The sequence below is a fragment of the Pseudomonas sp. HMSC067G02 genome (genome assembly GCF_001813485.1).
Lineage (GTDB): Bacteria > Pseudomonadota > Gammaproteobacteria > Pseudomonadales > Pseudomonadaceae > Pseudomonas > Pseudomonas aeruginosa.
The window spans coordinates 1-21,003 of sequence record NZ_KV812703.1; the positions used below are offsets into that span (position 1 = coordinate 1).

Below are 21,003 nucleotides of genomic sequence, written 5' to 3' on the forward strand. Positions count from 1 at the left end.
CGCAGCCGTCCTCGACGAACAGGCTGTGCCGCTGCAACCGTTCGGCCCCCTTCATGCGCATGTAGTGCTCGACCGTGGCACGGTTGCGCCGCCGTAATTCCAGGTTGTCGGTAAACCCTTTCAACCGTTGGTACTCTCGCATGGTGCGAATCTCCGCCAGTTCGAATCGACTGGCATCCATACCGGAAAGAAGACATCGGGATGACAGGCCGGAGAAATTGCCGTGAAGCTTTTTCCGGGCAAAAGTTGCCCGCTTCGGAGCGTCTCCAAAGTTTCAACTAATGCCGAATTGCCATGACCGAATGTTTCGCCTGAAACCCAGTTGTAACCAGATTTGACAGGGGACAAACTTATAAACGCTTTTTTGCAATAGCCATAACCCCTTAAAAATTACAGGTGTGGGGCATCGATTCCGTTCTATTCTTTGGCCGGTTTGCCAAGCGTCCGGAAAGTTGCACTAGCGTGCCGGACAACAGGAGGACGGGCGCAATGGCGAAGGGGGCAGCGGGGAAACGCTGCCGGTGGGAAGGCTGCGCTCAGGCGACCGGCGCAAACGCTATCCGGCCATTCGGTGAATGGCCGGACGCTTGCGCGGCGGCCTCGCTAGGCGACGAGGCGTCGATTCAGTTGAGCAGGCCGATGGCGTAGGCCTTCATGGTGGCCTCCGCCTTGTTGCTGGAGTTGAGCTTGCGCATCGCATTGACGATATGGAATTTCACCGTGCGCTGGTCGATCGACAGGATCAGGCCGATCTCGCCGTAGGTCTTGCCCACCGCGGTCCACTTGAGCATCTCGGTTTCCCTGGCGGTCAGGCGCACATTGCTTTCCGGGACGATGCGCGGCGCCAGCAGGTCGCCGAAGGTAGCCTGCAGCATGCTGGTGATCCAGAGCAGGAAGGATTCCTTCTCCAGGATTTCCGTAGCGGCGATGCTCTCGCTGGAACGCACCAGGGACAGCATGCTGATCAGCCCGTACTTGCCGCGGACCGGGATCGACCAGCCGTGACGGATGCCGTGATGCAGCGCTTCCTCCCAGAAGAAACGGTTCTCCTGGAAGTCTTCGCCATTCCAGATCAGCGGGGTGTATTCCAGGAGACCATGGCGCACGATCGGGTCGATGGATGTGTAGTCTTCGGAGATATATCTGTTTTTCCATTCCCCTGGGTAATTGGACAAGAAATGATATTTAGGCGCGGTCAGCGGGAAAGGCGCCCGCGCACCGAATGAAAAGAATTCGAATCCATAATTACCGCATATCTCGAGAACCAGGGAGAAGAACTCTTCCTCGGTTGTTATTCTTGACAAAATCTCGAGATATCCCTCTCTCTCATCATGCATGCCAGCTTCACCAGTCAACAATCGATCCCGGCAGGATTCGGTTCTTCAGCGTTTTTATTCTTTTTTGTTTCCGTCTTATCCACTCATGACAATTCCCTTTATCAAGCCGGACCTGGAAGTACATATCGCCGCCGGCCCTGTGCGGGTGTTCCGGACGAGGTCGAGCCCATTCGCCGCCCGCCGGGCGACGACGAAACGAGGCTGAAGAGAATTTCTCGATGAGCACGGACACGAGGCGCCGCGCAGGAACTGCGCTGTGCTGGAGGGGACGGCGCCCCGGATCTTTGCGGAAACCGTAGAACGGCTCTCCGATGGGCCTCACGGCGGTCTTTCTCATTGTTCTTCTCGCACGCTCCATCGTCGTCGGGAGGGCCTCCCGACAACAAACCTTGGCCCATGGCGGGCCTCGTCGACGAGGCTCCCCGGGGACCAGAAATGGCAACTACATACTTCCCCCCCTATCTCTCCGCAGATACCTGCCCGGAAGGGCAGGTTGTCCCTGCCGGGCTGTGACAATTTAATTCGACCAGGCATTTCATTGTCCGTGCCGATTTTCACGAAGCGCATTCTGAGGCAATTAAAAAGAGCGCTCCATTCGACCATGGACAAGCTATCCACGCCTGACCGAGATCGCCTTCCGAATATAGCGAAGCGATAACCGCAGCCTGCCGAGAAGTGCTTCAGACAATAAACAGGACGCTGGCCTTTCGTATCGATGAAAGTTCCGCATGGCGTCCGCCCCTAAGGAAGAGGAGATAAATATGATTTATTACTTGATCGGAGTGGCGCTATTCATCTTCATGCTGGAACAGTTGGTTCCCGGCTGGAAATTGCCCAAGGTGAGCACCTGGGTGGCCCGGGTGATCTTCCTCAACATCGTCCAGGTGTCGATCGCCCTGCTCGCCGGCATCACCTGGAACAAATGGATGATGGGGCACAGCCTGCTGCACACCTCGGATGCCCTGCCACCACTGCTGGCCGGCTTCGCCGCCTACTTCGTCAACACCTTCGTCACCTACTGGTGGCATCGCGCGCGCCACGCCAACGACACGCTCTGGCGGCTGTTCCACCAGTTGCACCACGCGCCGCAACGCATCGAGGTATTCACCTCCTTCTACAAGCATCCGACCGAGATGGTCTTCAACTCGCTGCTGGGCAGCTTCGTCGCCTACGTGGTGATGGGCATCAGCATCGAGGCCGGCGCCTACTACATCATGTTCGCCGCGCTCGGCGAGATGTTCTACCACTCGAACCTGCGCACCCCGCACGTCCTCGGCTACCTGTTCCAGCGCCCGGAGATGCACCGCATCCACCACCAGCGCGACCGCCACGAGTGCAACTACAGCGACTTCCCGATCTGGGACATGTTGTTCGGCACCTACGAGAACCCCCGCCGCATCGACGAGCCGCAGGGCTTCGCCGGCGACAAGGAGCAGCAGTTCGTCGACATGCTGCTGTTCCGCGACGTGCACAGCCTCCCCGGAAAAACCCAGCCCGCTCCCGTCCTGGTCAAGCCCGACGTCAGGTGAACGCCATGATTCCAGACATCGATTCCCGTCTCAGCCGGAACATATTGAAATCCATCTCGTATGGCCTCCCCCTCGCCGAAGTGGTCCCCGACCATACCTATGCGCAACTGGAAACGCGCCTCGGCGAACTGAAACGCAGGTATCTGGAGCTGCGCATCTCCCACGGCGCGCGCGAGCTGCCGTTCAGCAACTACCTGTTCTACCTGATCCTCCAGTCGCGCCACCAGGAATTCGACTTCAAGCTGCGCCAGGGCAACTCGGTGGTCACCAACATCCACCGCTTCAAGAGCAAGGGACGCATCCCGTCCCTGACCACCCTGCTCCTGGCCGATGCGGTCAACGCCAAGAGCGAGCTGGAACTCAAGCATCCGGACATCCCGCAGCTCGACCGCCACGCCCGCGACATCGAGCGCTGGCTGGCCGCCGGCAACGTCATGCCGCCCAGCGAGCGGGCCCTGCGCGGCCTGGTGGAGGCGCTGGAGCGCGCCGCTGGCGAAGGCCGTCCGTTGCACCTGGTGAGCGCGGTATGCCCGGACTACTCGCACTCCAGCGATGCCGAGGGCAAGCCGCGCTACACCTTCGAGCGAGTCGGCGACCAGCCCGGCCTGGCCGGCACCAAGCTGGTCAGCGCCGGCCAGGCGGTGGCGGAGCTGGCCAGGGCGCGCCAGGTGGAAATCCGCCACGCAATCCTCGGCGGCGAGTTCGAGTACCTGTCGTTCAACCGCAACCCCGCCACCGGCGAGACCCGCGAGGGTTTCCTCGGCAAGGTCGAGCGCCAGCTCGAGCGGATCGCCGGGGCCCTGCCCTGCCCGGCCGCGACCTGCTCGTTCTTCGAGATGTGCGGCGGCGAGGACGGCTGGCACCGGGCCCACGGCGAGATCGTCCAGCGCCTGGAACAGGGCGACTACGGCCAGACCGGGCTGGACTACCCGGCCCTGGAATCGATCTTCCTGTCGCGCCTGCCGCTCTACGAGAAATGGTTCGCCAGCCAGTCGCGCGAGCAGATCTGGGCCAGCTTCGTCTCCCAGGCCGCCGAGTACGCATTGATGGGAAAACTCTTCGGCGAGCGCTTCGACAACTTCGTCGTGCTGGCCGTCGATCACTACCGGATGGAGCCGTTCTACTCGTTCTTCGCGACCGTCCCGACGCTCTACATCCGAACCGACTACCTGTAACCAGGGAGCGCCTGCGCCATGCAAGATGAACTGTTCAAGACCCGATACTCCAAGTACGGATACGGCATCGACGTGCGCCGTACCTACAAGGATCTGCCCTGCCAGCCGTTCTGGACCTGGGTCACCGGCAAGTCGCTGAACGACCGCCCGCCGCGACGGCCGAAAGACACCCTGCTCAAGCCCTGGCAGCTCTACCTGCACATCAGTTGGGGCTACGCGGTGTTCTTCCTCGCGGTGATCTACGGCCAGCAACTGCTCGCCTCGCAGCAGCCGCTGTGGCTGAAGTGCCTGCTGGGCGCGCTGATCATGTGCCTGGTGGTCAACCGCCAGCGCGGCTTCCTCCATACCTTCCACTACACCACCCATGGCGCCAGCCTGGAGAACAAGGCGCTGGCCCGCTTCACCTGCAAGTGGATCCTGTCGATCCCGATCCTGCACACCCCGCGCGACGAGTACGTGAAGCTGCACGTGAACGAACACCACAGCGTGCGCACCTTCAATACCGAGCACGACGTCGACCTGGTCTTCATGAAGCAGCACGGCTTCTACAAGGGCATGTCCGAGAGCGCCTTCTGGACCCGCCTGGTGCTCGCGCCCTTCCATCCGGCGCGGATCCTCGAGCACCTGAAGTTCCGCTTCGACGTCAGCTTCGTCTCCGCCCCGCGCCACGAGCGCGTCAGCCGGGCGCTCTACTGGGCCGCGCTGCTCGGCCTGGTGTACGCCAGCGGCTACCTGGAGGCGTTCGCGCTGTTCTACCTGTTCCCGATCTTCATCCTCACCCAGTACTCGTCGTGGATCCAGCACGTCTCCGAGCACCTCTGGTTCGCCCGCAACGAGCACGGCCTGCCGCGCTTCCTGCACTACGGCTCGCTGAGCTGGGGACGCTTCCTCGGCCGCCCCTACCCGGCCGACAAGCAGGGCCTGGCCTTCGCCCTGGCGTTCGTTCGCTGGAGCCTGGGCGTGCTGCTGATCGACATCCCGCTGCGGGTGTTCTCCTTCATGCAGGACCTGCCCAGCCACGACTTCCACCACCGCAAGCCGGGGGTGAACTTCTGGCGCATCGCGCCGGAGCGCGCGGCCAACGAGGCGCGCCCCTCGAAGTTCGGCCCGATGACCGAGACCTGGGGCATGTGGGAGAACTTCCTGATCCTGCGCGACCACCTCTGCCGCGGCCAGTCGGACCCGTTCGGAATCGTCGACTGGTACCGCGAGAACCATGCCCGGCTCGCTCCGGAGACCGATGCCGCCAACCAGCCCCACACCAACCAACCCGCATCCCAGGCTACCGCCTGATCACACAGGAAACCCCATGAATACTCAGATTGCCCAGATCACCCAGAGCCTGGCAGCCAACGGCTGCGCCTATATCACCCCCAGCGACGCGCTCTACGACGAGCAGGACTGGGAACTGATGAACCAGGTCCTGGCCAACTCGACCCTGCCGTGGGAGAAGATCCTGATCGGCGACGCCGACGAGGAGAACGACCTCTACGTGGCCCGTTTCATGACCGACCGCGACCGTCCCACGGTGGTCAACCATGCGCTGTCGGAGCTGATCATCCCGCGCGTCTGCAACGACAACGTGATGAGCCTGTTCCGCAAGCTGATGGGCGACGACGCCTTCTACGTGCGGCGCATGCAGGTGAACCGGATGAAGGCCGGCTCGTTCATCGGCCGGCACCTGGATACCGACAGCAACCCGGACTACCAGTACTCCATCGTCCTGCAGCTCGGCACCTACTTCGCCGGCGGCCAGTTCGTGGTCTACGACCGCGATGGCAACCTGCGCAACGACATCAAGCCGGAGCCGCGCTCGGTGATCATCAGCGATTGCAGCTATCCCCACGAGGTCCAGCGGGTGACCGCCGGCGAGCGCGTCTCGCTGGTGTTCTTCGTCAGTCGCCATGCGGACCGGAACCGTCGGGTCTATTGACCCGTCGGCGTGGAGACTCGAAGCGATGTCGAAGAACGCACGTTACGCCTGGCGCCTGTCCCTCGGCGGCCTGCTGCTGGGGCTACTGGCCTGCGCGGTCTACCTGCTGGCCGTCCCGCTGGGCTTCAAGTACGGCGAGATCCAGGTCGGCCATGGCCTGGAACACGAGGGGCGGATCGCCTGGGACGCCGCCGGCGTCCCGCATATCCGCGCGCAGAGCCTGGAGGACGGCTATTTCCTGCTCGGCTACAGCCACGCCAGGGATCGCCTGTGGCAGATGGAGTTCGCCCGCCGCTATGCCGGCGGGACGCTCTCCGAAGTGTTCGGCGCCAAGACCCTGCCGATGGACAGGTTCGCCCGCACCCTGGGCTTCCGACGCACCGCCGAAGGCATCTACGCCAACCTGGACGCGCCCACGCGCGTCCTGCTGCAACGCTACAGCGACGGGATCAACGCCTACCTGGAGCTGGCCCCGGCGGCGCTGCCGCTGGAATTCAGCCTGGTGCGCCACGAGCGGCCGGGGCCCTGGGGGCCGGTGGACAGCCTGTCCCTGCACCTGCTCTATTCCTGGACCCTGAGCGCCAACCTGGGCATGCAGTTGCAGCGCCTGGCGCTGGCCGAGCACCTGGACCTGGCGCGGATCAACGAGGTGTTCGCCCCCTATCCGGGCGAGCGGCCGCCGGCCACCCGCGACTACGCCAGCCTGTACCGCTCCCTGCGCGGCACGCCGGACGCCGGCAAGCTGCTGGGGCAACTGCCCGGTTCCAACGTCGAAGGCATCGGTTCGAACAACTGGGTGGTCTCCGCCAGCCGCAGCGCCACCGGCAAGCCGCTGCTGGCCAACGATCCGCACCTGCGCCTGACCAACCCGGCGGCCTTCTACCTGGCCAGCCTGAAGATCCCCGGCCTGAGCCTCACCGGCGCCAACTTTGCCGGCGCCCCGCTGTTCGTCATCGGCCATAACCAGCGCATCGCCTGGGGCTACACCAATACCGGCTCGCACATCCAGGACGCCTACCTGGAGCGCGTCGATCCCCAGGACCCACGGCGCTACCTGACCCCGGACGGCTACCGGCCCTTCGAGACGCGCCTGGAACGCATCGCCGTGCGCGACGGCGAGACGGTCTCGCTGGAGGTCCACAGCACCCGCCACGGCCCGGTGATCAGCGACATCTACGAACCGGCGCGGCTGCCGCAGGCGCAGCGCGACCGGCTGGTGATCGCCCTGGCCTGGACCGGCCTCGACCTTCACGACAAGACCTTCCCGAGCCTGCTGGCGATCAACCGGGCCGAAGGCTGGGAACAGTTCCTCGACGCCGCCGCCGACTTCGGCGTACCGCCGCAGAACATGGTCTATGCCGACGTCGAGGGCAACATCGGCTACGTCTCCGCCGGTCGCGTACCGCTCCGCGGCGCCGACGACGACCTCCATGGCCTGGCCCCCTCGCCCGGCTGGGAGAGCCGCTACGACTGGGTCGGCTACGTACCGGAAAGCGCCAAGCCACGCAGCCTCAACCCGCGCGAAGGGTTCATCGCCACGGCGAACCAGCGCATCGTGCCGCCCGACAATGCCTTCGACTTCGGCCACGACTGGGTCCTGCCCTACCGCTACGACCGCATCCGCGAGTGGCTCGGCGGCCCCGGCCAGCGCACCCTGGAAGACAGCCTGGAGTTGCAGAACGACGAGTTCTCCAGCGTGATGGCGAGCCTGTTGCCGAAGATGCTGGAGCAGGTCAGCGATCCCGAACTGCGCGCCAGCGAGGCCTTCGCCCTGCTCCAGGGCTGGAACCACCAGGCCGCCGCCGACCTGGCCGCGCCACTGATCGCCGGCTACTGGGTACGCGCCTTCACCCGCGAGCTGCTGCAACCGAGGATCGGCACGCAGTTGCTGGCCAGCGGCTGGAACCAGCGCAACTACGACGGATTCCTCCGGCTGATCCTCGACGGCCAGGCCGACCTGCGCTTCTGGTGCGGCCAGGAACAAGGCTGCGACCTCAAGCTGAACCAGTCGTTGCGCAGCGCCCTCGACGAACTGCGAGCCGCCCACGGAAGCGCGCCGGACGGCTGGAAGTGGGGCGAGGCGCACGCCGCCCTCGCCGAGCACGTGCCCTTCCACAAGACCCCGTTGCGCACGCTGTTCGACCTGAAGAACAACAAGGGCGGCGACAACTTCAGCGTCAACGTCGGGCGCTTCGACTACAGCGACCCGGCCAACCCGTTCAACACCCGGATCGCCGCGACCCTGCGGATGGTCATCGACCTGGCGGACTTCGACAACTCGCGCTACGCGCTGTCCACCCGCAACTCCGGCCTGCCGTTCGACGGCGCCACCGACCTCAACGAACTCTGGGCCCGCGGCGCGTACATCCGTATCGCCGACGACGCCCCCGACGCGACGGACCGCCAGTTGGTCCTGCGCCCTTCAGCCTCTTCCTCCGGCGAGCCACGACCATGACCAGCGATCCGCAGAAAAACGCCTTCGACCTCGACTACTCCAGCCGCGAACGGCAATTCCCCGAGGGCTTCAAACGCAAGATAGTCGCCGACCTGCAAGAGGGAATGCCGCAGTTCGACGTGCTGCAATACTTCGGCAACCAGCCGGATATCTTCGAGACCTACGACCACTTGGTGCTGGCGACCGACCCGGAGGGCGAACGGATCATCGGCATCCTGGGCGCGAAGGACTTCGTCCGCGGCTCGACACGCTTCCTCTACCTGTGGACGGCGATGGTGGTCGACCGCTACCACCGCACCAGCCTGTTCAAGCGGATCAACCAGTTCTTCCTGCGCCAGGTCAGCGAGCGCAACGGCGGGCTGCCGCCGCTGATCGTGGCGAAGACCTACAACCCGGTGGTCTACAACATGTTCCGCGCCCTCAGCGCGCGGATCCCGGGAGCGACGCTGTACCCGGACCTGGAAGCGCCGCGCCAGAGCCCGGACATGGTCGACCTGGCCCTCGACGTGGTCGGCACGCTGTCCGCCAACCTGCGCCTGGATGCGGAAACCGGCCTGATACCCGGCGGGCAACGCAGCGTCGCCCCGGATTTCTTCCCGCGCATGGCGATGTCCAGCCACGCCAGGACCAACGACCACTTCGTCGCCCACGTCGGCAGCAGCGACCAGATCCTCTGCATGGTCCGCCTCGCGCCCGGTGCCGAACCCTACGTGCAGCAGAGGATCATCCGGTGAGCGGACTCGCGCAGCGCTCCGACGACCCGTGGCTGGCGGCGCTGCCGGCCGCGGTGCTCTACGGCGCCTGGGCGGCCTATGCCAACCAGGACGGCGGCCTGGCCGGGATGGGCGTCGCCGCCCTGCTCCAGGGCGCCGCGAGTCTCCTGGCGACGCGCTTCGGCCTGTACCTGTTGCAATGTCTCGGCCGCCGCCACGGCCTTGCGCAACGCCAGGCGCCCCTGCTGGTGGTGCTCCTGCTGACCGCGCCGATGGCCGCGCTGCACTGGCTCTCGGGCACGCCGCATCCATTGGCGAGCGTGGCGCCATCGTTCGTCATCGGCTGGCTCTACTTCGCCCTCTGGGCGCGCCGCCGCCCGGGTCGCCGGCAAGCCAGCGGCGCCTAGCCGGCGCCCCCGCTCGAGCCGTTCCCCGTCGGCGGGATCGGCCCGTATACTCGGAGCCTTCCTATCCGCCCAAGGACGCGCCATCGCCATGCTGGAGATTCTCGGAAAGGCCTCTTCGATCAACGTGCGCAAGGTGCTCTGGACCTGCGCCGAACTGGACCTGCCCTACCGCCGCGAAGACTGGGGCAGCGGCTTCCGCGACACCCACGCGGCGGAATTCCTCGCCCTCAACCCAAACGCCATGGTACCGGTGCTGCGCGACGGCGAACTGGTGCTCTGGGAATCCAACAGCATCATCCGCTACCTGGCCAACCGCTATGCCGGCGAACGCCTCTATCCGCAGCAGGCGGCGCCGCGCGCGCGGGTCGACCAGTGGCTGGACTGGCAGGCCTCCGACCTCAACCGCTCGTGGAGCTATGCCTTCATTAGCCTGGTCCGGCAGTCGCCGGCGCACCGCGACGCGGCCCAGGTGGAGGCTTCGTTGCGCGGCTGGACGGGCTTCATGGAAATCCTCGAGGGACAACTGCTACGCACCGGCGCCTATGTCGCCGGCGAGACCTTCAGCCTGGCCGACATCGCCATCGGCCTGTCGGTCAACCGCTGGTACGAGACGCCGTTCGAGCATCCGTCGCTGCCAGCGGTGCGCGCCTATTACGAGCGCCTCGGCGCCCGTCCCGGCTTCCTCGCCCACGGCCGCAACGGCGTACCCTGAGCGAGGCGCGCGATCACTGGCCGAGTGCCTTGTTCAGGCGCTGCGCCAGGGCGGTGGTGTTGGCGCCGGCGGTATCCAGCAGCAGGTAGTCGTAGTCGGACTTGGCCACCGGGGCGATGCGATATTGCAGGACGCCCTCGACCACCTGCTGGCCGGCCGGCACGCTGAGGGTGCCGACACAGGACAGCACGCCGCTGTCGGGATCCTTCTCGAGGATCGCCACGTCGCGCAGCGCGCTGTCCTTGAACTCCGGCGAGCGCTCGGTGATCGCGCCCTGGAGGAAGATCCGCATCAGTTGGTCCTTCACGTCCGGCGAGGCACAGGCCTCGGCCTCCTTCTTCGCGCAGGCGCTCAACAGCAGCGCGGCGCCCAATACAGCCAGCACGGGTAGCTTCATCATCCCCTCGGGGGTCGGTTGGTGATGCGCAGTTGGACTGCGCCGCCGGCGAATGATTCCCAGGCCCCGCGCGGCGCCTGCCGCAGCCAGCACTGGCCAGCCGGCGCGTCTGCCAGTAGTCTGTCCGCCGCGCTGGCGACGCCGGCCCCACGCCAACTGGAGCAAGACATGTACCGAGACACCGTGACCCTCACCGTCAGCGCCGAGCAACGCGGCCGCGAAAGCGAGGCCGTGGACAACCCGAACGTCGCCATCGGCCTGGAAAGCGTCGAGCCGGGCGTGCTCAAGCTGCACTTCGAAGGCCAGCTGGACGCCCCGGAGAACGCCACCCACATCTGCTTCAGCCTGACCATCGGTCTCACCTACTACGGCCCGATCCTCGACGGCGCGGCCAGCGAGAACGGCGGCTGGATGACCTTCGAGAGCGACATGCTCGACCCGGCGCAACTGGCCTGATCGACTCTCCTTCGCAGCCATCCACCATGCGGAAGGCTGCGAAGTGGCACTTTGACACCCATCCCCCGGCGGTCTATAGACAGTTGCAGAACAGACACGGAAGTGGTGGTTCAGCATGTCAACGTCTTCGACAGTTCGCCCCACGACGAGCCTTTCCGGGATATCCCAGGCCCGCTTCCAGGGGACCCGGACACACGCCTCCCCAGCCTTTCGCGGGACGACTTCTCCGCCTGCGCTCTCCCATTCCCCATGACAGCACCCGGCCGGCGACACGGGCACCGACAGCGCCAGAGCGTACCGACCGGCCTGCGTAACGGGTAGCGACCGGTCGAGTTCTGGCGCGCCGGAAAAGAATCTCCACGCGGGAATCGTCATGAAAATACTCGCCCTTCTCGCAGCCTGCCTGCTGGCAGGCTGCGCCGCCAACGCCCCGCTGCGCGATGACAGCGAATCGACCTGCGCCGACATGCGGCCTTGCAGCGACAGCTACTACGAACGCCATCCGAACTACGAGATCGGCTTCGTCGAATACAGCGAGCGCGGCAACGACTTCGCGCCTGCCAGAACGCAACGCCTGATCGACCAGCTAAAGCGCTACTCCGCCCGGGGGGACATCGCCATGGTGGTGTTCATTCACGGTTGGAAGCACAACGCGGGACGGGACGACGGCAACGTCGCCAGCTTCAACAAGGCACTCGCCAATCTCGCCTCCTCCGGGGTGCTGGGCAAACGCAGGCTGGTCGGCCTCTATGTTGGCTGGCGGGGCAAGTCGATGCATGGCCTGTATAGCGAGAACCTGACCTACTGGGACAGGAAGGCCGTCGCCGAGGAAGTCGGCCGGGGTGGCGTCGCCGAGTTGCTCGCCCAGTTGGAACGGATCGATCGCAAGGACAGGAACTATCTGGTGATCGTCGGCCACAGCTTCGGCGGCGCAATCACCCTCGGCGCACTTCACGACCCGTTGCTCGAACGCCTGCTGGCTCTCCAGGACGGTCAGCGGATACGCGCCTTCGGCGACGCGGTAATCATGCTGAATCCGGCGATAGAGGCCAATCAGGGCCTGCTGCTCAAGGAGAACAGCCTCAAGGTCGGCGCCCTGGGAACCCGGCCGCCGCCGCTGCTGTACGTCATCAGTTCGCACGGCGACAGCGCCACCCACTTCGCCTTCCCGCTCGGCCAATGGGTCGGCGTCAACCTCACCTGGAGCCAGGTGGACCTGGACAGGACCTACAACGGAACCCGCTATCGCCTCCGGGAAGAAGACCTGGATACCACCGCCCTCGGCAACTACAGCCTGTATCGGACCGCCCTGCTGATCGACCGCGAGTGCCCGCTGCCGGATGGCAGCGACAACTGCGCGCCAAGACCGCCCGAACCACGGGTGATCGACGACACCGATATCGGCAAATGGCGCTTCAGGAGCTTCTGCAGCGCGGACGGCGGCAACGCCGATCCGGCGCTGCCGCGCATGCCCTGCTACAGCAACGAGCCGGTCAACTTCATCTACACCTCGCAGTCCTTCATCGCCGACCACAACGATATCTTCAACGACCAGGTGATCGCCTTCATGGCCACCGCCGTCAGCAAGGCCATCTACGAACGTACGGCTGGCGCCTCCTACTACCGGGAGTGCCACGACCCGGTGCGGAAGAACTTCTCGTTCGGCAAGTGCTTCGACTTCCACTACCTCAAAGCCACGGCCATGCACCGGCGGCTGCAACGGCAACTCTCGGAACCCGGCACCCGCAGCGAACAGGACGTCCTCTATGAAAACCCTCTCTAGCCTGCTCCTGATCGGCTTCGCCGTCGTTCTGCTCGCCCCGCGGATGGCGCCCGCCGCCAGCGCCGCCGAAGACAAGGCCACCTATTGCGGCTCCGGCTTCACCCAGTATCTGGTTCCGGACGACGTCGCGGGCTGCTCGCTCAGCGAGGCCTGCCGCCTGCACGATATCTGCTACGGCCGCTGCGACAAGGACGGCGACCTCTACGGCAGCGCCTACTGCGCGCAAAGCGAAAAGTCCGAAGCCCGCAACATGAGCAAGCAGCAGTGCGACGCCAGGCTGCAGGCCGACATCGCCGCACAGAACGGCAACAGCCGCCTGTGCCGCGCGGTGGGAGGCGTCTACCGGGTATTCGTGAAGCACCTGGGGCAAGGTCCGTTCAATGGCCGGGAGGCACTGGACATCTACCTGAAGGTCATGCAATCGGCGCCCAGCGCAGCCGACGCCGACGCCCGCCTCGAAGCCATCCATCAACTACAGAAGCAGGGCCTGACCGACGCCAAGGAAATCCGTTACGACGCCGAGCGTATCGTCATCCCACTCAACAGGCCCGTGGAATCGCCGTTGACCAACGGCTCGGACACTCTCGTCCTGCCGCGCAACCTCGACCGGGAACGGCTGCGCCAACTGGACCAGCGGCTCATCCGCCAATGAGCCTCAGAACAGCGCCATCTGCCGGTCGACCAGGGTGGCGAAATCGTCGCCGACGAACGGCAGGATGGCGTCGGCCACCGGCTGCAACTGCTTGCCCACGTAGTGCTCGTAGTCGATGGCCGCACGCCGCGCCTCGAGCGGCTCGGGACCGGCGACGCTGATCACGTAGCTGATCCAGCCGCCGCTCTGGTACTGCCGCGGGCGCCCGCGCTCGAGGTTGTAGTCGTCGGCGATGCGCGCCGCGCGCACATGCGGCGGCACGTTGCGCTGGTAATCGTCGAGGCGCCGGCGCAGGCGCTTGCGGTAGACCAGCAGGTCGTCCAGCTCGCCGGCCAGGGTCCGTCGTACGTAATCGCGCACGTAGTCCTGGTAGGGCTGGCGATTGAAGATGCGCAGGTAGAGTTCCTGCTGGAAGCGCTGGGCCAGCGGCGACCAGTCGGTGCGCACGGTCTCCAGGCCCTTGAAGACCATCTCCTCGCCACCGTCGGCGCGGCGCACCAGGCCGGCGTAGCGTTTCTTGCTGCCCTCCTCGGCGCCGCGCACGGTGGGCATGAGAAAACGCCGGTAATGGGTCTCGAATTGCAGCTCGAGGGCGCTGTCGAGGCCGAATTCTTCTTTCAGGTGCTCGCGCCACCAGTCGTTGACCCGCGCCACCAGCGCCCGGCCGATGGCCGCGGCCTCCTCCTCGGCGCGGGGGCTGCCGAGCCAGACGAAGGTGGAGTCGGTATCGCCATAGATCACCGTATAGCCCTCGGCCTCGATCAGCTCGCGGGTACGGCGCATGATCCGATGCCCGCGCAGGGTGATGGACGAGGCCAGGCGCGGGTCGAAGAAGCGGCAGCCGCTGGAACCCAGCACCCCGTAGAAGGCGTTCATGATGATCTTCAACGCCTGCGAGAGCGGCTGGTTGCGTTCGCGCTTGGCCGCCTCGCGGCCCTCCCAGACCCGTGCGACGATGGCCGGCAGGCAATGCCGGGTACGCGAGAAGCGGGCGCCGCGAAAACCTTCCACCGAGTGCTCGTCGTCCGGCTGGCGCAGGCCTTCCACCAGGCCGACCGGGTCGATCAGGAAGGTACGGATGATCGACGGATACAGGCTCTTGTAGTCGAGCACCAGCACCGATTCGTAGAGGCCCGGCCGCGAGTCCATGACGAAGCCGCCGGGACTGGCTTCCGGGCGCTTCTCGCCGAGGTTCGGGGCGACGAAGCCGGCGCGGTGCATCAACGGCATGTACAGGTGGGTGAAGGCCGCCACCGAGCCGCCGCTGCGGTCCGCCGGCAGGCCGGTGACGGTGGCCCGTTCGAGGAGGAAGTCGAGCAGTTCGGTACGGGCGAAGATCCGCGTCACCAGTTCGCAGTCCTTCAGGTTGTAGTGCGCGAGGGCCGGCTTGTCCTCGGCGAACATGCGATCGATCTCGTCCATCCGCTGGTATGGATTGTCGATCGCCTTGCCTTCGCCGAGCAGGGTCCGGGCGACGTTCTCCAGGCTGAACGAGGGGAAGCTCCAGGTCGCCGAGCGCAGCGCCTCGATGCCATCGATGATCAGGCGGCCGGCCGCCGCGGCGAAAAAGTGGTTGTTGCGGCTGCCGTGCTCGCGCCAGCCCATTTCGTCGCCGCCACGCCCCAGGCGCAGCGGCACCTTCAGGCGCTGGGCATGCTCATGCAGGACGCGCAGGTCGAACTGCACCAGGTTCCAGCCGATGATGGCGTCGGGATCGTGCTCGGCCAGCCACTGGTTGAGACGTTCCAGCAGCCCGGCACGGCTGTCGCAATAGTCGAGGCGGAAATCCACGGCCGCGGCATCGCCGTTGGCCGGGCCGAGCATGTATACCTGGCGCTGGCCGCAGCCTTCCAGGGCGATGGAGTAGAGATCGCCGCGGGCGTTGGTCTCGATGTCCAGCGACACCAGGCGCAGGCGCGGGCGATAGTCCGGAGCCGGCTTCAGGCGCCGGGCGAGCAGGCTGCCGTCGGCCTCGACACTCGCCTCCAGGCTGACCGGCGCGGTGATGAAGCGCTCCATCAGGTAGCGCTCCGGCGGCCGGATATCGGCCTCGAACACCTCGACGCCGGCCTGGCGCAAGCGTTTCTCCAGATTCATCAGTTGGCGATGCTGCTGGCAGTACAGGCCGAGCACCGGCCGCTGCTGGAAGTCGCGCAGCGCCAGCGGCCGCAGCTCGGCGCCAGTCTCCCCGGCGAGCAGGGACTCGACGCGCCCGCGCTGCTCGGCGAGGACGAACGCCACCGACGGCTGCGGCGGCAGCCGCACCTGCCGCGGGCCCTGCTCGGTCGCCAGCCAGAACGCGACTTCCGTGCCGGCCGGCGTATCGCGCCAGTGCCGGGTCAGGACGAACCCTTGCAGTAACTCCACCATCGACCCCGAATCTCTCGCATCCGCCGATTCTACCCGGCCTGCCTTGGGAACGCTGGCATCTTCGGTCAGCCGGCAGCAGCCAGGCGCTTGTAGAAATAGGTGGTGGGACAGGGCGTGCCGTCCGGCATCAGGGCGTAGTCCGGAATTTCCCCGACCCGTGTCCAGCCGGTCTTCAGGTACAGCCGTTCGGCGGCGCTGCCGCTGACCGTGTCCAGCACCAGCAGGGACTTGCCGCAGGCCCGGGCGAGCCGGTCCAGCTCGCCCATCAGCGCCTCGCCGATGCCGCGCCGACGCGCACGCCGGTGCACCAGCATCTTCGCCACGTCGGCGCGGTGCGGCTGGTTCGGCGGTTGGTCGAGGAGCAGTTGCACGGTACCGACGATCCGCCCCTCCGCTTCCGCCACCAGCAGCAGGCGTTCGTCGCCCGCCACGCTCTCGCCGACGCCGTGCCAGAAGGCCAGCGCCCGCTCCCGCGGCAACGGCCACATGAAGCTGACCGAAGCCCCACCTTCCACGCAGTCCAGCAGTACCTCGGCCAGTTCGTCCAGGCGCGCCAGGATCTCCTCGCCAGCCAGGCGGCGAATCGTCGGTTCGGTCATCGCGGGCAAGCTCCAATGCAAGGTCGAATTTCCAATATATTGGACAGTGACTATCATGGACGAGAAAAATCCGCCAGGGCCACCCATGGATATCGACGAACTGATTGCCCGACGCCTAGCCGCCCTGCGCAAGGAGCGCGAGCTGACGCTCGCCCAGCTGGCCGAACGCTGCGCGGTGAGCAAGGCGATGATCTCGCGCATCGAGCGCAACCAAAGCAGCCCCACCGCCAGCGTCCTCGGCCGTCTCGCCAGCGGCCTGGGGGTCGCCCTCTCCGAGCTGCTCGGCGACACGCAGGCGCCGGCAGAACCGCTCTGCCGGCGCGCGCAGCAGGAAGTGTGGGAAGACCCGGCCAGCGGCTACCGCCGCCGCCAGGTCGGCGCTCGCGATCCGCGCAGCGGCTGCGAGATGGTGGAAGTGGAGATCCCGGCGAACGCCCGCCTCGACTATCCCCGCTGGGGCGGCCGGCCCTACCGGCAGCGCCTGTGGCTGGTCGAGGGTGCGCTGCGGGTGGATTACGGCGAGCAGTCGTTCCACCTGCAACGCGGCGACCGCCTGGACTTCGGCGTCGACCGCGCGGTGACCTTCGCCACCGCCGGGCAAGCCTGCCGCTACCTGCTGGTGATCCTCCACGACTAGTCGTGCGGCTTTTTCCGCCGGCGCTCCGGCGACCAGTCGAGGGCGCCGACCCGGTGCAGGTAGAACAGTCCGACCAGCAGCAGGGAGACGAACAGCGTCGCCTCGACGAAACCCGCCCAGCCATTCTCCCGCAGCGACACCGCCCAGAGGTAGAGGAATGGCATCTCGATGCCGAAGATCACGAACAGCATGGCGACCAACGCGTACTTGACCGAGAAGCGCAAGCGCGACGAGCCGGTGGAATCAACCCCCGACTCGAACGGCAGGTTCTTCGCCCGGCCATGCGACCGGCCGCCCAGCACCCGGCCCAACCCCAGCATGAGCAGGCAAAGGGCGAGCGCGCCGAAGAGGTAGGCGAGCAAGGCCCAGGTCGCGGGAGCGAAGGATGCGTACATGGTGGTCACCCCTCAGCCCTGGCGGGTCGCCAGCTTGAGAATGACGATGCCGGCCACGATCAGCCCCACCGCCAGCAGCCGCAACGGGCTCGGGCTTTCGCCGAAGAGCAGGATGCCCAGGGCGAAGGCGCCGACCGCACCGATGCCGACCCAGATGGTATAGGCCGTGCCGAGGGGCAGGGTTTTCATGGAAACGGCCAGCAGGCCGAAGCTGAGGATCATGAACAGCAGGGTGACCAGGCTCGGCCACAGGCGGGTGAAGCCGGCCGACTCCTTCATGGCCGTGGCCCAGACGATTTCGAAGACACCGGCGAGCAAGAGATAGATCCACGCCATTTTCAGCCTCTCTGCAGGGTCGTCCCCGCGCAATGAAAGAGGGAAAACGGGTCGTCCCGCTTCCGGCTGAAAGTGCGTGCCGCCCGGGCGGGCGTCAGTCACCGACGGCAGCGATCCTAGCGCGTTGCCGAAGCTGGGTGAACGCCTGCGCCGACGGAGTTGTTTCGCCGCGTTTCCGCGCCGCGCCCGCCGGGACGCTCGGCAGGATTGATCTAGACTTTCGCAGGATCGTGCAAGGCGTCCGTTTCGTCCTTCGCGCACACTTCGCCCGATGCATCCCTGCCTGATAAGAGATAACGCCCTGCCCGGGCCTTTCCGTGGAGAATCAGCATGCCCACCTCGCTCGTCCTGAACGGCAAGAACGTCACCCTCGACGTCGATCCCAACATGCCCCTGCTCTGGGCCATCCGGGAAAGCGCCGGCCTGCACGGCACCAAGTTCGGCTGCGGCATGGCCCAGTGCGGCGCCTGCACCGTGCAGCTGGACGGCACCGCGGTACGTTCCTGCGTGCTGCCGGTCTCCGCGGTCGCCGGCAAGCGCGTCACCACCATCGAGGGTATCCAGAGCAAGCCCGGCAAGGCCGTGCAGAACGCCTGGGTCAAGCTCCAGGTACCGCAGTGCGGCTACTGCCAGTCCGGCCAGATCATGTCCGCCACCGCGCTGCTGGAGCAGAACGCCAGCCCCAGCGACGCCGACATCGATGCCGCGATGAACGGCAACATCTGCCGCTGCGCCGCCTATGTGCGGATCCGCGCCGCCATCCACGAAGCCGCCGACACCCTGAAGGCCTGACGCCATGAACAGCAAGATCGATCTGAGCAACGCCCTGCCCGGCTCGCGCCGCGGCTTCCTCAAAGGCGCCGCGGTGGTCGGCCTGACCATCGGCTTCCAGTGGAGCGGAGCCCGGCGCGCCCTCGCCGCGGCCCTGCCGGACGCCGGCTTCGCGCCCAACGCCTTCCTGCGGATCGCCCCGGACGACAGTGTCACGGTGATCGCCAAGCACGTGGAGATGGGCCAGGGCGCCTATACCGGTATCGCCACCATCGTCGCCGAGGAACTCGACGCGGACTGGAGCAAGGTCCGCGTGGAAAGCGCGCCCGCCGACGCCAAGCGCTACGCCAACCTGGCCTTCGGCACCATGCAGGGCACCGGCGGCAGTTCGGCGATGGCCAACTCCTGGATGCAATTGCGCGAGGCCGGGGCCAAGGCGCGCGCGATGCTGGTCGAGGCCGCCGCCCGCCAGTGGCAGGTACCAGCCGCCGAACTGCGTACCCGCGACGGCTTCGTCGAACATCCGGCCAGCCAGCGCAAGGCCAGCTACGGTTCGCTGGCCGCTGCGGCGGCGGAACTGCCGGTGCCGGAAAACGTGCAATTGAAGGATCCCAAGGACTTCCGCCTGATCGGTCACCAGGCGCCGCGCGTCGACGTTCCCGGCAAGACCGACGGCAGTGCGCAATTCACCCTCGACGTCAGCCTGCCCGGCATGCTGGTCGCCCTGCTCCAGCGCCCGCCGCTGTTCGGCGCCACGGTGAAATCGTTCGACGCCACGGCGACCAGGGCGATTCCGGGGGTGGTCGAGGTGGTCCAGGTGCCGCACGGCGTGGCGGTGGTCGCCAAGGGCTTCTGGGCGGCGAAGCAAGGCCGCGACGCGCTCAAGGTCGAGTGGGACGAGAGCAAGGCCGAGAAGCGTGGTTCCGAGGCGCTGATGGCGGAGTACCGCAAGCTCGCCGAGCAACCCGGCAAGCCCGCGCGCAGGGACGGCGACGCCGCCAAGGCGGTGGCCGGGGCGACCCGCAGGATCGCCGCCAGCTACGAGTTCCCGTTCCTCGCCCATGCGCCGATGGAGCCGCTGGACGCGGTGGTCAGGCTGACCGCCGACAGCTGCGAGATCTGGGCCGGCGACCAATTCCAGACCGTCGACCAGGGCAATGCGGCGCGTACCGCCGGGCTGAAGCCGGAGCAGGTGAAGATCAATACGCTCTACGCCGGCGGCAGCTTCGGCCGGCGCGCCAACGCCTGGTCGGACTATATCGTCGAGGCGGTATCGATCGCCAAGGCGCTGGGCGCCAACGGCGTGCCGGTGAAGCTGCAATGGACCCGCGAGGACGACATCCACGGCGGCTTCTACCGGCCGATGTACTACCACCGGCTCGAAGCCGGGCTCGACGCCGACGGTAAGCTGGTCGGCTGGCAACATCGCATCGTCGGCCAGTCGATCCTGGAAGGCACGCCGTTCGCCGCGGTGATGGTCAAGGACGGCGTCGACGCCACCTCGGTGGAAGGCGCCGCCAACCTGCCCTATGCGGTGCCCAATGTCTCGGTCGAGCTGAGCACCACCCAGGTCGGCGTGCCGGTCCTGTGGTGGCGGGTGGTCGGCAGCTCGCACACGGTCTACGCGGTGGAAGCGTTCATCGACGAGGCCGCGCAGGCCGCCGGCAAGGACCCCTACCTGTTCCGCCGCGACCTGCTGGCAGAGCAGCCGCGCCTGCGCGGCGTGCTCGAACTGGCTGCGGAAAAGGCCGGCTGGGACCCGTCCAGGCCGCTGCCCGCCGGGCGCGGGCGCGGGATCGCGGTGACCGAGGCATTCAAGACCTTCGTCGCCCAGGTAGTCGAGGTCTCGGTGGACAAGGACGGCAAGCTGAAGGTCGAGCGGGTGGTATGTGCGGTGGACTGTGGCATCCCGATCAACCCGGACGTGATCGCCGCGCAGATGGAGGGCGGCATCGGCTTCGGCCTCGGCGCGATCCTGCACAGCGCGATCACCCTGAAGGACGGCAAGGTCGAGCAGAACAACTTCGACGGCTACCAGGTGCTGCGGATCGCCGAGATGCCCAAGGTCGAAGTGCACATCGTGCCCTCCGGCGAAGCACCCACCGGGGTCGGCGAACCCGGCGTGGCGCCCATCGGCCCGGCGCTGGCCAATGCGATCTTCGCCGCCACCGGGCAACGCCTGTACAACCTGCCCTTCCCCACCTCCTTCGCCAAGGCCTGAGCGAGACGCCCGCCGGCAGCTCCACGGCTGCCGGCGCGGCGCGGGCGGCCCTCCGAGGATCGCCGCCGACCATACGGGTTCCCCCGGTGTCGCGCCGATTTGCCTCCGCCCGGCGTCGGGCGCAG

The 21,003-nt window shown here is 66.4% G+C and carries 20 protein-coding genes and 1 pseudogene; 14 read left to right on the top strand and 7 right to left on the bottom strand.

Annotated features, from left to right (window positions below; all coding sequences use genetic code 11):
- Together phzA and qscR are read right to left on the bottom strand one after the other, a co-directional pair.
- Positions 1-142 (bottom strand): annotated as a pseudogene (gene phzA, locus HMPREF2914_RS22560) (phenazine biosynthesis protein PhzA); the annotation flags it as partial.
- 481 nt (positions 143-623) lie between these two features.
- Positions 624-1,337, bottom strand: a complete 714-nt coding sequence (gene qscR, locus HMPREF2914_RS22565) for a quorum-sensing transcriptional repressor QscR (protein ID WP_023091923.1) — start codon at positions 1,335-1,337, stop codon at positions 624-626.
- Between the two features lie 761 nt (positions 1,338-2,098).
- On the opposite strand from qscR, the gene HMPREF2914_RS22570 reads away from it, so the two are divergent.
- The 8 genes from HMPREF2914_RS22570 (at position 2,099) to HMPREF2914_RS22605 (ending at position 10,261) form a co-directional block, all read left to right on the top strand.
- Positions 2,099-2,866 (top strand): sterol desaturase family protein, encoded by a 768-nt coding sequence (locus HMPREF2914_RS22570; protein WP_003102692.1) that lies wholly within the window; start codon positions 2,099-2,101, stop codon positions 2,864-2,866.
- A 5-nt stretch (positions 2,867-2,871) separates the two neighbouring features.
- The gene (locus HMPREF2914_RS22575; protein ID WP_023091924.1) at positions 2,872-4,041 is read left to right on the top strand and encodes a hypothetical protein; all 1,170 of its coding nucleotides are present in this window, start codon (positions 2,872-2,874) and stop codon (positions 4,039-4,041) included.
- A gap of 18 nt (positions 4,042-4,059) precedes the next feature.
- On the top strand, positions 4,060-5,334 hold the full coding sequence (locus tag HMPREF2914_RS22580; RefSeq protein ID WP_003102695.1) for a fatty acid desaturase: 1,275 nt from the start codon (positions 4,060-4,062) through the stop codon (positions 5,332-5,334).
- Between the two features lie 16 nt (positions 5,335-5,350).
- Positions 5,351-5,974 carry a 2OG-Fe(II) oxygenase gene (locus HMPREF2914_RS22585; protein WP_009314568.1) on the top strand — a complete coding sequence of 208 codons (624 nt, stop codon included), beginning with the start codon at positions 5,351-5,353 and terminating at the stop codon, positions 5,972-5,974.
- Between the two features lie 25 nt (positions 5,975-5,999).
- Positions 6,000-8,429, top strand: a complete 2,430-nt coding sequence (locus HMPREF2914_RS22590) for a penicillin acylase family protein (protein ID WP_023091925.1) — start codon at positions 6,000-6,002, stop codon at positions 8,427-8,429.
- Complete coding sequence (locus HMPREF2914_RS22595) at positions 8,426-9,163, top strand: hypothetical protein (RefSeq protein ID WP_003088145.1); 738 nt, start codon at positions 8,426-8,428, stop codon at positions 9,161-9,163. The genes HMPREF2914_RS22590 and HMPREF2914_RS22595 overlap by 4 nt, the downstream gene beginning before the upstream one ends.
- Positions 9,160-9,549 carry a hypothetical protein gene (locus HMPREF2914_RS22600; RefSeq protein WP_003088144.1) on the top strand — a complete coding sequence of 130 codons (390 nt, stop codon included), beginning with the start codon at positions 9,160-9,162 and terminating at the stop codon, positions 9,547-9,549. Before HMPREF2914_RS22595 ends, HMPREF2914_RS22600 begins: the two co-directional genes overlap by 4 nt.
- Positions 9,550-9,637: 88 nt before the next feature.
- On the top strand, positions 9,638-10,261 hold the full coding sequence (locus HMPREF2914_RS22605) for a glutathione S-transferase family protein (protein WP_023091926.1): 624 nt from the start codon (positions 9,638-9,640) through the stop codon (positions 10,259-10,261).
- A 13-nt stretch (positions 10,262-10,274) separates the two neighbouring features.
- On the opposite strand, the gene HMPREF2914_RS33090 is transcribed toward HMPREF2914_RS22605, so the two are convergent.
- Entirely contained in the window at positions 10,275-10,661 is a 387-nt protein-coding gene (locus HMPREF2914_RS33090) for a hypothetical protein (protein WP_003115740.1), read from the bottom strand.
- Positions 10,662-10,826: 165 nt separating this feature from the next.
- On the opposite strand from HMPREF2914_RS33090, the gene HMPREF2914_RS33095 reads away from it, so the two are divergent.
- From HMPREF2914_RS33095 to HMPREF2914_RS22625, 3 genes are all read left to right on the top strand, one after another.
- Complete coding sequence (locus HMPREF2914_RS33095; RefSeq protein WP_003088136.1) at positions 10,827-11,114, top strand: hypothetical protein; 288 nt, start codon at positions 10,827-10,829, stop codon at positions 11,112-11,114.
- 373 nt (positions 11,115-11,487) lie between these two features.
- Positions 11,488-12,897, top strand: coding sequence for an alpha/beta fold hydrolase (locus tag HMPREF2914_RS22620; RefSeq protein ID WP_023091927.1), 1,410 nt, complete (start codon positions 11,488-11,490; stop codon positions 12,895-12,897).
- The gene (locus HMPREF2914_RS22625; RefSeq protein ID WP_003102715.1) at positions 12,881-13,549 is read left to right on the top strand and encodes a hypothetical protein; all 669 of its coding nucleotides are present in this window, start codon (positions 12,881-12,883) and stop codon (positions 13,547-13,549) included. The genes HMPREF2914_RS22620 and HMPREF2914_RS22625 overlap by 17 nt, the downstream gene beginning before the upstream one ends.
- A gap of 3 nt (positions 13,550-13,552) precedes the next feature.
- Here HMPREF2914_RS22625 and HMPREF2914_RS22630 read toward each other — a convergent pair whose 3' ends face one another.
- Entirely contained in the window at positions 13,553-15,916 is a 2,364-nt protein-coding gene (locus HMPREF2914_RS22630) for a DNA polymerase II (protein ID WP_023981145.1), read from the bottom strand.
- A 68-nt stretch (positions 15,917-15,984) separates the two neighbouring features.
- Positions 15,985-16,518, bottom strand: a complete 534-nt coding sequence (locus HMPREF2914_RS22635; protein WP_003110485.1) for a GNAT family N-acetyltransferase — start codon at positions 16,516-16,518, stop codon at positions 15,985-15,987.
- Between the two features lie 85 nt (positions 16,519-16,603).
- Between HMPREF2914_RS22635 and HMPREF2914_RS22640 the strand changes: the two genes are divergently transcribed.
- The gene (locus HMPREF2914_RS22640; RefSeq protein ID WP_003132721.1) at positions 16,604-17,155 is read left to right on the top strand and encodes a helix-turn-helix domain-containing protein; all 552 of its coding nucleotides are present in this window, start codon (positions 16,604-16,606) and stop codon (positions 17,153-17,155) included.
- Here HMPREF2914_RS22640 and ndhC read toward each other — a convergent pair.
- Together ndhC and HMPREF2914_RS22650 are read right to left on the bottom strand one after the other, a co-directional pair.
- Entirely contained in the window at positions 17,152-17,550 is a 399-nt protein-coding gene (gene ndhC, locus HMPREF2914_RS22645) for an NADH-quinone oxidoreductase subunit A (protein WP_003088123.1), read from the bottom strand. The genes HMPREF2914_RS22640 and ndhC overlap by 4 nt on opposite strands.
- Before the next feature lie 12 nt (positions 17,551-17,562).
- Complete coding sequence (locus tag HMPREF2914_RS22650) at positions 17,563-17,886, bottom strand: DMT family transporter (protein ID WP_003102734.1); 324 nt, start codon at positions 17,884-17,886, stop codon at positions 17,563-17,565.
- A 330-nt stretch (positions 17,887-18,216) separates the two neighbouring features.
- Between HMPREF2914_RS22650 and HMPREF2914_RS22655 the strand changes: the two genes are divergently transcribed.
- Together HMPREF2914_RS22655 and HMPREF2914_RS22660 are read left to right on the top strand one after the other, a co-directional pair.
- Positions 18,217-18,678 (top strand): (2Fe-2S)-binding protein, encoded by a 462-nt coding sequence (locus HMPREF2914_RS22655; protein ID WP_003088117.1) that lies wholly within the window; start codon positions 18,217-18,219, stop codon positions 18,676-18,678.
- 4 nt (positions 18,679-18,682) lie between these two features.
- Positions 18,683-20,878 carry a xanthine dehydrogenase family protein molybdopterin-binding subunit gene (locus tag HMPREF2914_RS22660; RefSeq protein ID WP_023091929.1) on the top strand — a complete coding sequence of 732 codons (2,196 nt, stop codon included), beginning with the start codon at positions 18,683-18,685 and terminating at the stop codon, positions 20,876-20,878.
- Positions 20,879-21,003: the final 125 nt, after the last annotated feature.

Excerpts from the sequence above, each read along its gene's own strand:
- qscR (WP_023091923.1), bottom strand. The coding sequence starts at position 1,337 with ATGCATGATGAGAGAGAGGGATATCTCGAGATTTTGTCAAGAATAACA.
- HMPREF2914_RS22570 (WP_003102692.1), top strand. The coding sequence starts at position 2,099 with ATGATTTATTACTTGATCGGAGTGGCGCTATTCATCTTCATGCTGGAA.
- HMPREF2914_RS22575 (WP_023091924.1), top strand. The coding sequence starts at position 2,872 with ATGATTCCAGACATCGATTCCCGTCTCAGCCGGAACATATTGAAATCC.
- HMPREF2914_RS22580 (WP_003102695.1), top strand. The coding sequence starts at position 4,060 with ATGCAAGATGAACTGTTCAAGACCCGATACTCCAAGTACGGATACGGC.
- HMPREF2914_RS22585 (WP_009314568.1), top strand. The coding sequence starts at position 5,351 with ATGAATACTCAGATTGCCCAGATCACCCAGAGCCTGGCAGCCAACGGC.
- HMPREF2914_RS22590 (WP_023091925.1), top strand. The coding sequence starts at position 6,000 with ATGTCGAAGAACGCACGTTACGCCTGGCGCCTGTCCCTCGGCGGCCTG.
- HMPREF2914_RS22595 (WP_003088145.1), top strand. The coding sequence starts at position 8,426 with ATGACCAGCGATCCGCAGAAAAACGCCTTCGACCTCGACTACTCCAGC.
- HMPREF2914_RS22605 (WP_023091926.1), top strand. The coding sequence starts at position 9,638 with ATGCTGGAGATTCTCGGAAAGGCCTCTTCGATCAACGTGCGCAAGGTG.
- HMPREF2914_RS33090 (WP_003115740.1), bottom strand. The coding sequence starts at position 10,661 with ATGATGAAGCTACCCGTGCTGGCTGTATTGGGCGCCGCGCTGCTGTTG.
- HMPREF2914_RS33095 (WP_003088136.1), top strand. The coding sequence starts at position 10,827 with ATGTACCGAGACACCGTGACCCTCACCGTCAGCGCCGAGCAACGCGGC.
- HMPREF2914_RS22620 (WP_023091927.1), top strand. The coding sequence starts at position 11,488 with ATGAAAATACTCGCCCTTCTCGCAGCCTGCCTGCTGGCAGGCTGCGCC.
- HMPREF2914_RS22625 (WP_003102715.1), top strand. The coding sequence starts at position 12,881 with ATGAAAACCCTCTCTAGCCTGCTCCTGATCGGCTTCGCCGTCGTTCTG.
- HMPREF2914_RS22635 (WP_003110485.1), bottom strand. The coding sequence starts at position 16,518 with ATGACCGAACCGACGATTCGCCGCCTGGCTGGCGAGGAGATCCTGGCG.
- HMPREF2914_RS22640 (WP_003132721.1), top strand. The coding sequence starts at position 16,604 with ATGGATATCGACGAACTGATTGCCCGACGCCTAGCCGCCCTGCGCAAG.
- ndhC (WP_003088123.1), bottom strand. The coding sequence starts at position 17,550 with ATGTACGCATCCTTCGCTCCCGCGACCTGGGCCTTGCTCGCCTACCTC.
- HMPREF2914_RS22650 (WP_003102734.1), bottom strand. The coding sequence starts at position 17,886 with ATGGCGTGGATCTATCTCTTGCTCGCCGGTGTCTTCGAAATCGTCTGG.
- HMPREF2914_RS22655 (WP_003088117.1), top strand. The coding sequence starts at position 18,217 with ATGCCCACCTCGCTCGTCCTGAACGGCAAGAACGTCACCCTCGACGTC.
- HMPREF2914_RS22660 (WP_023091929.1), top strand. The coding sequence starts at position 18,683 with ATGAACAGCAAGATCGATCTGAGCAACGCCCTGCCCGGCTCGCGCCGC.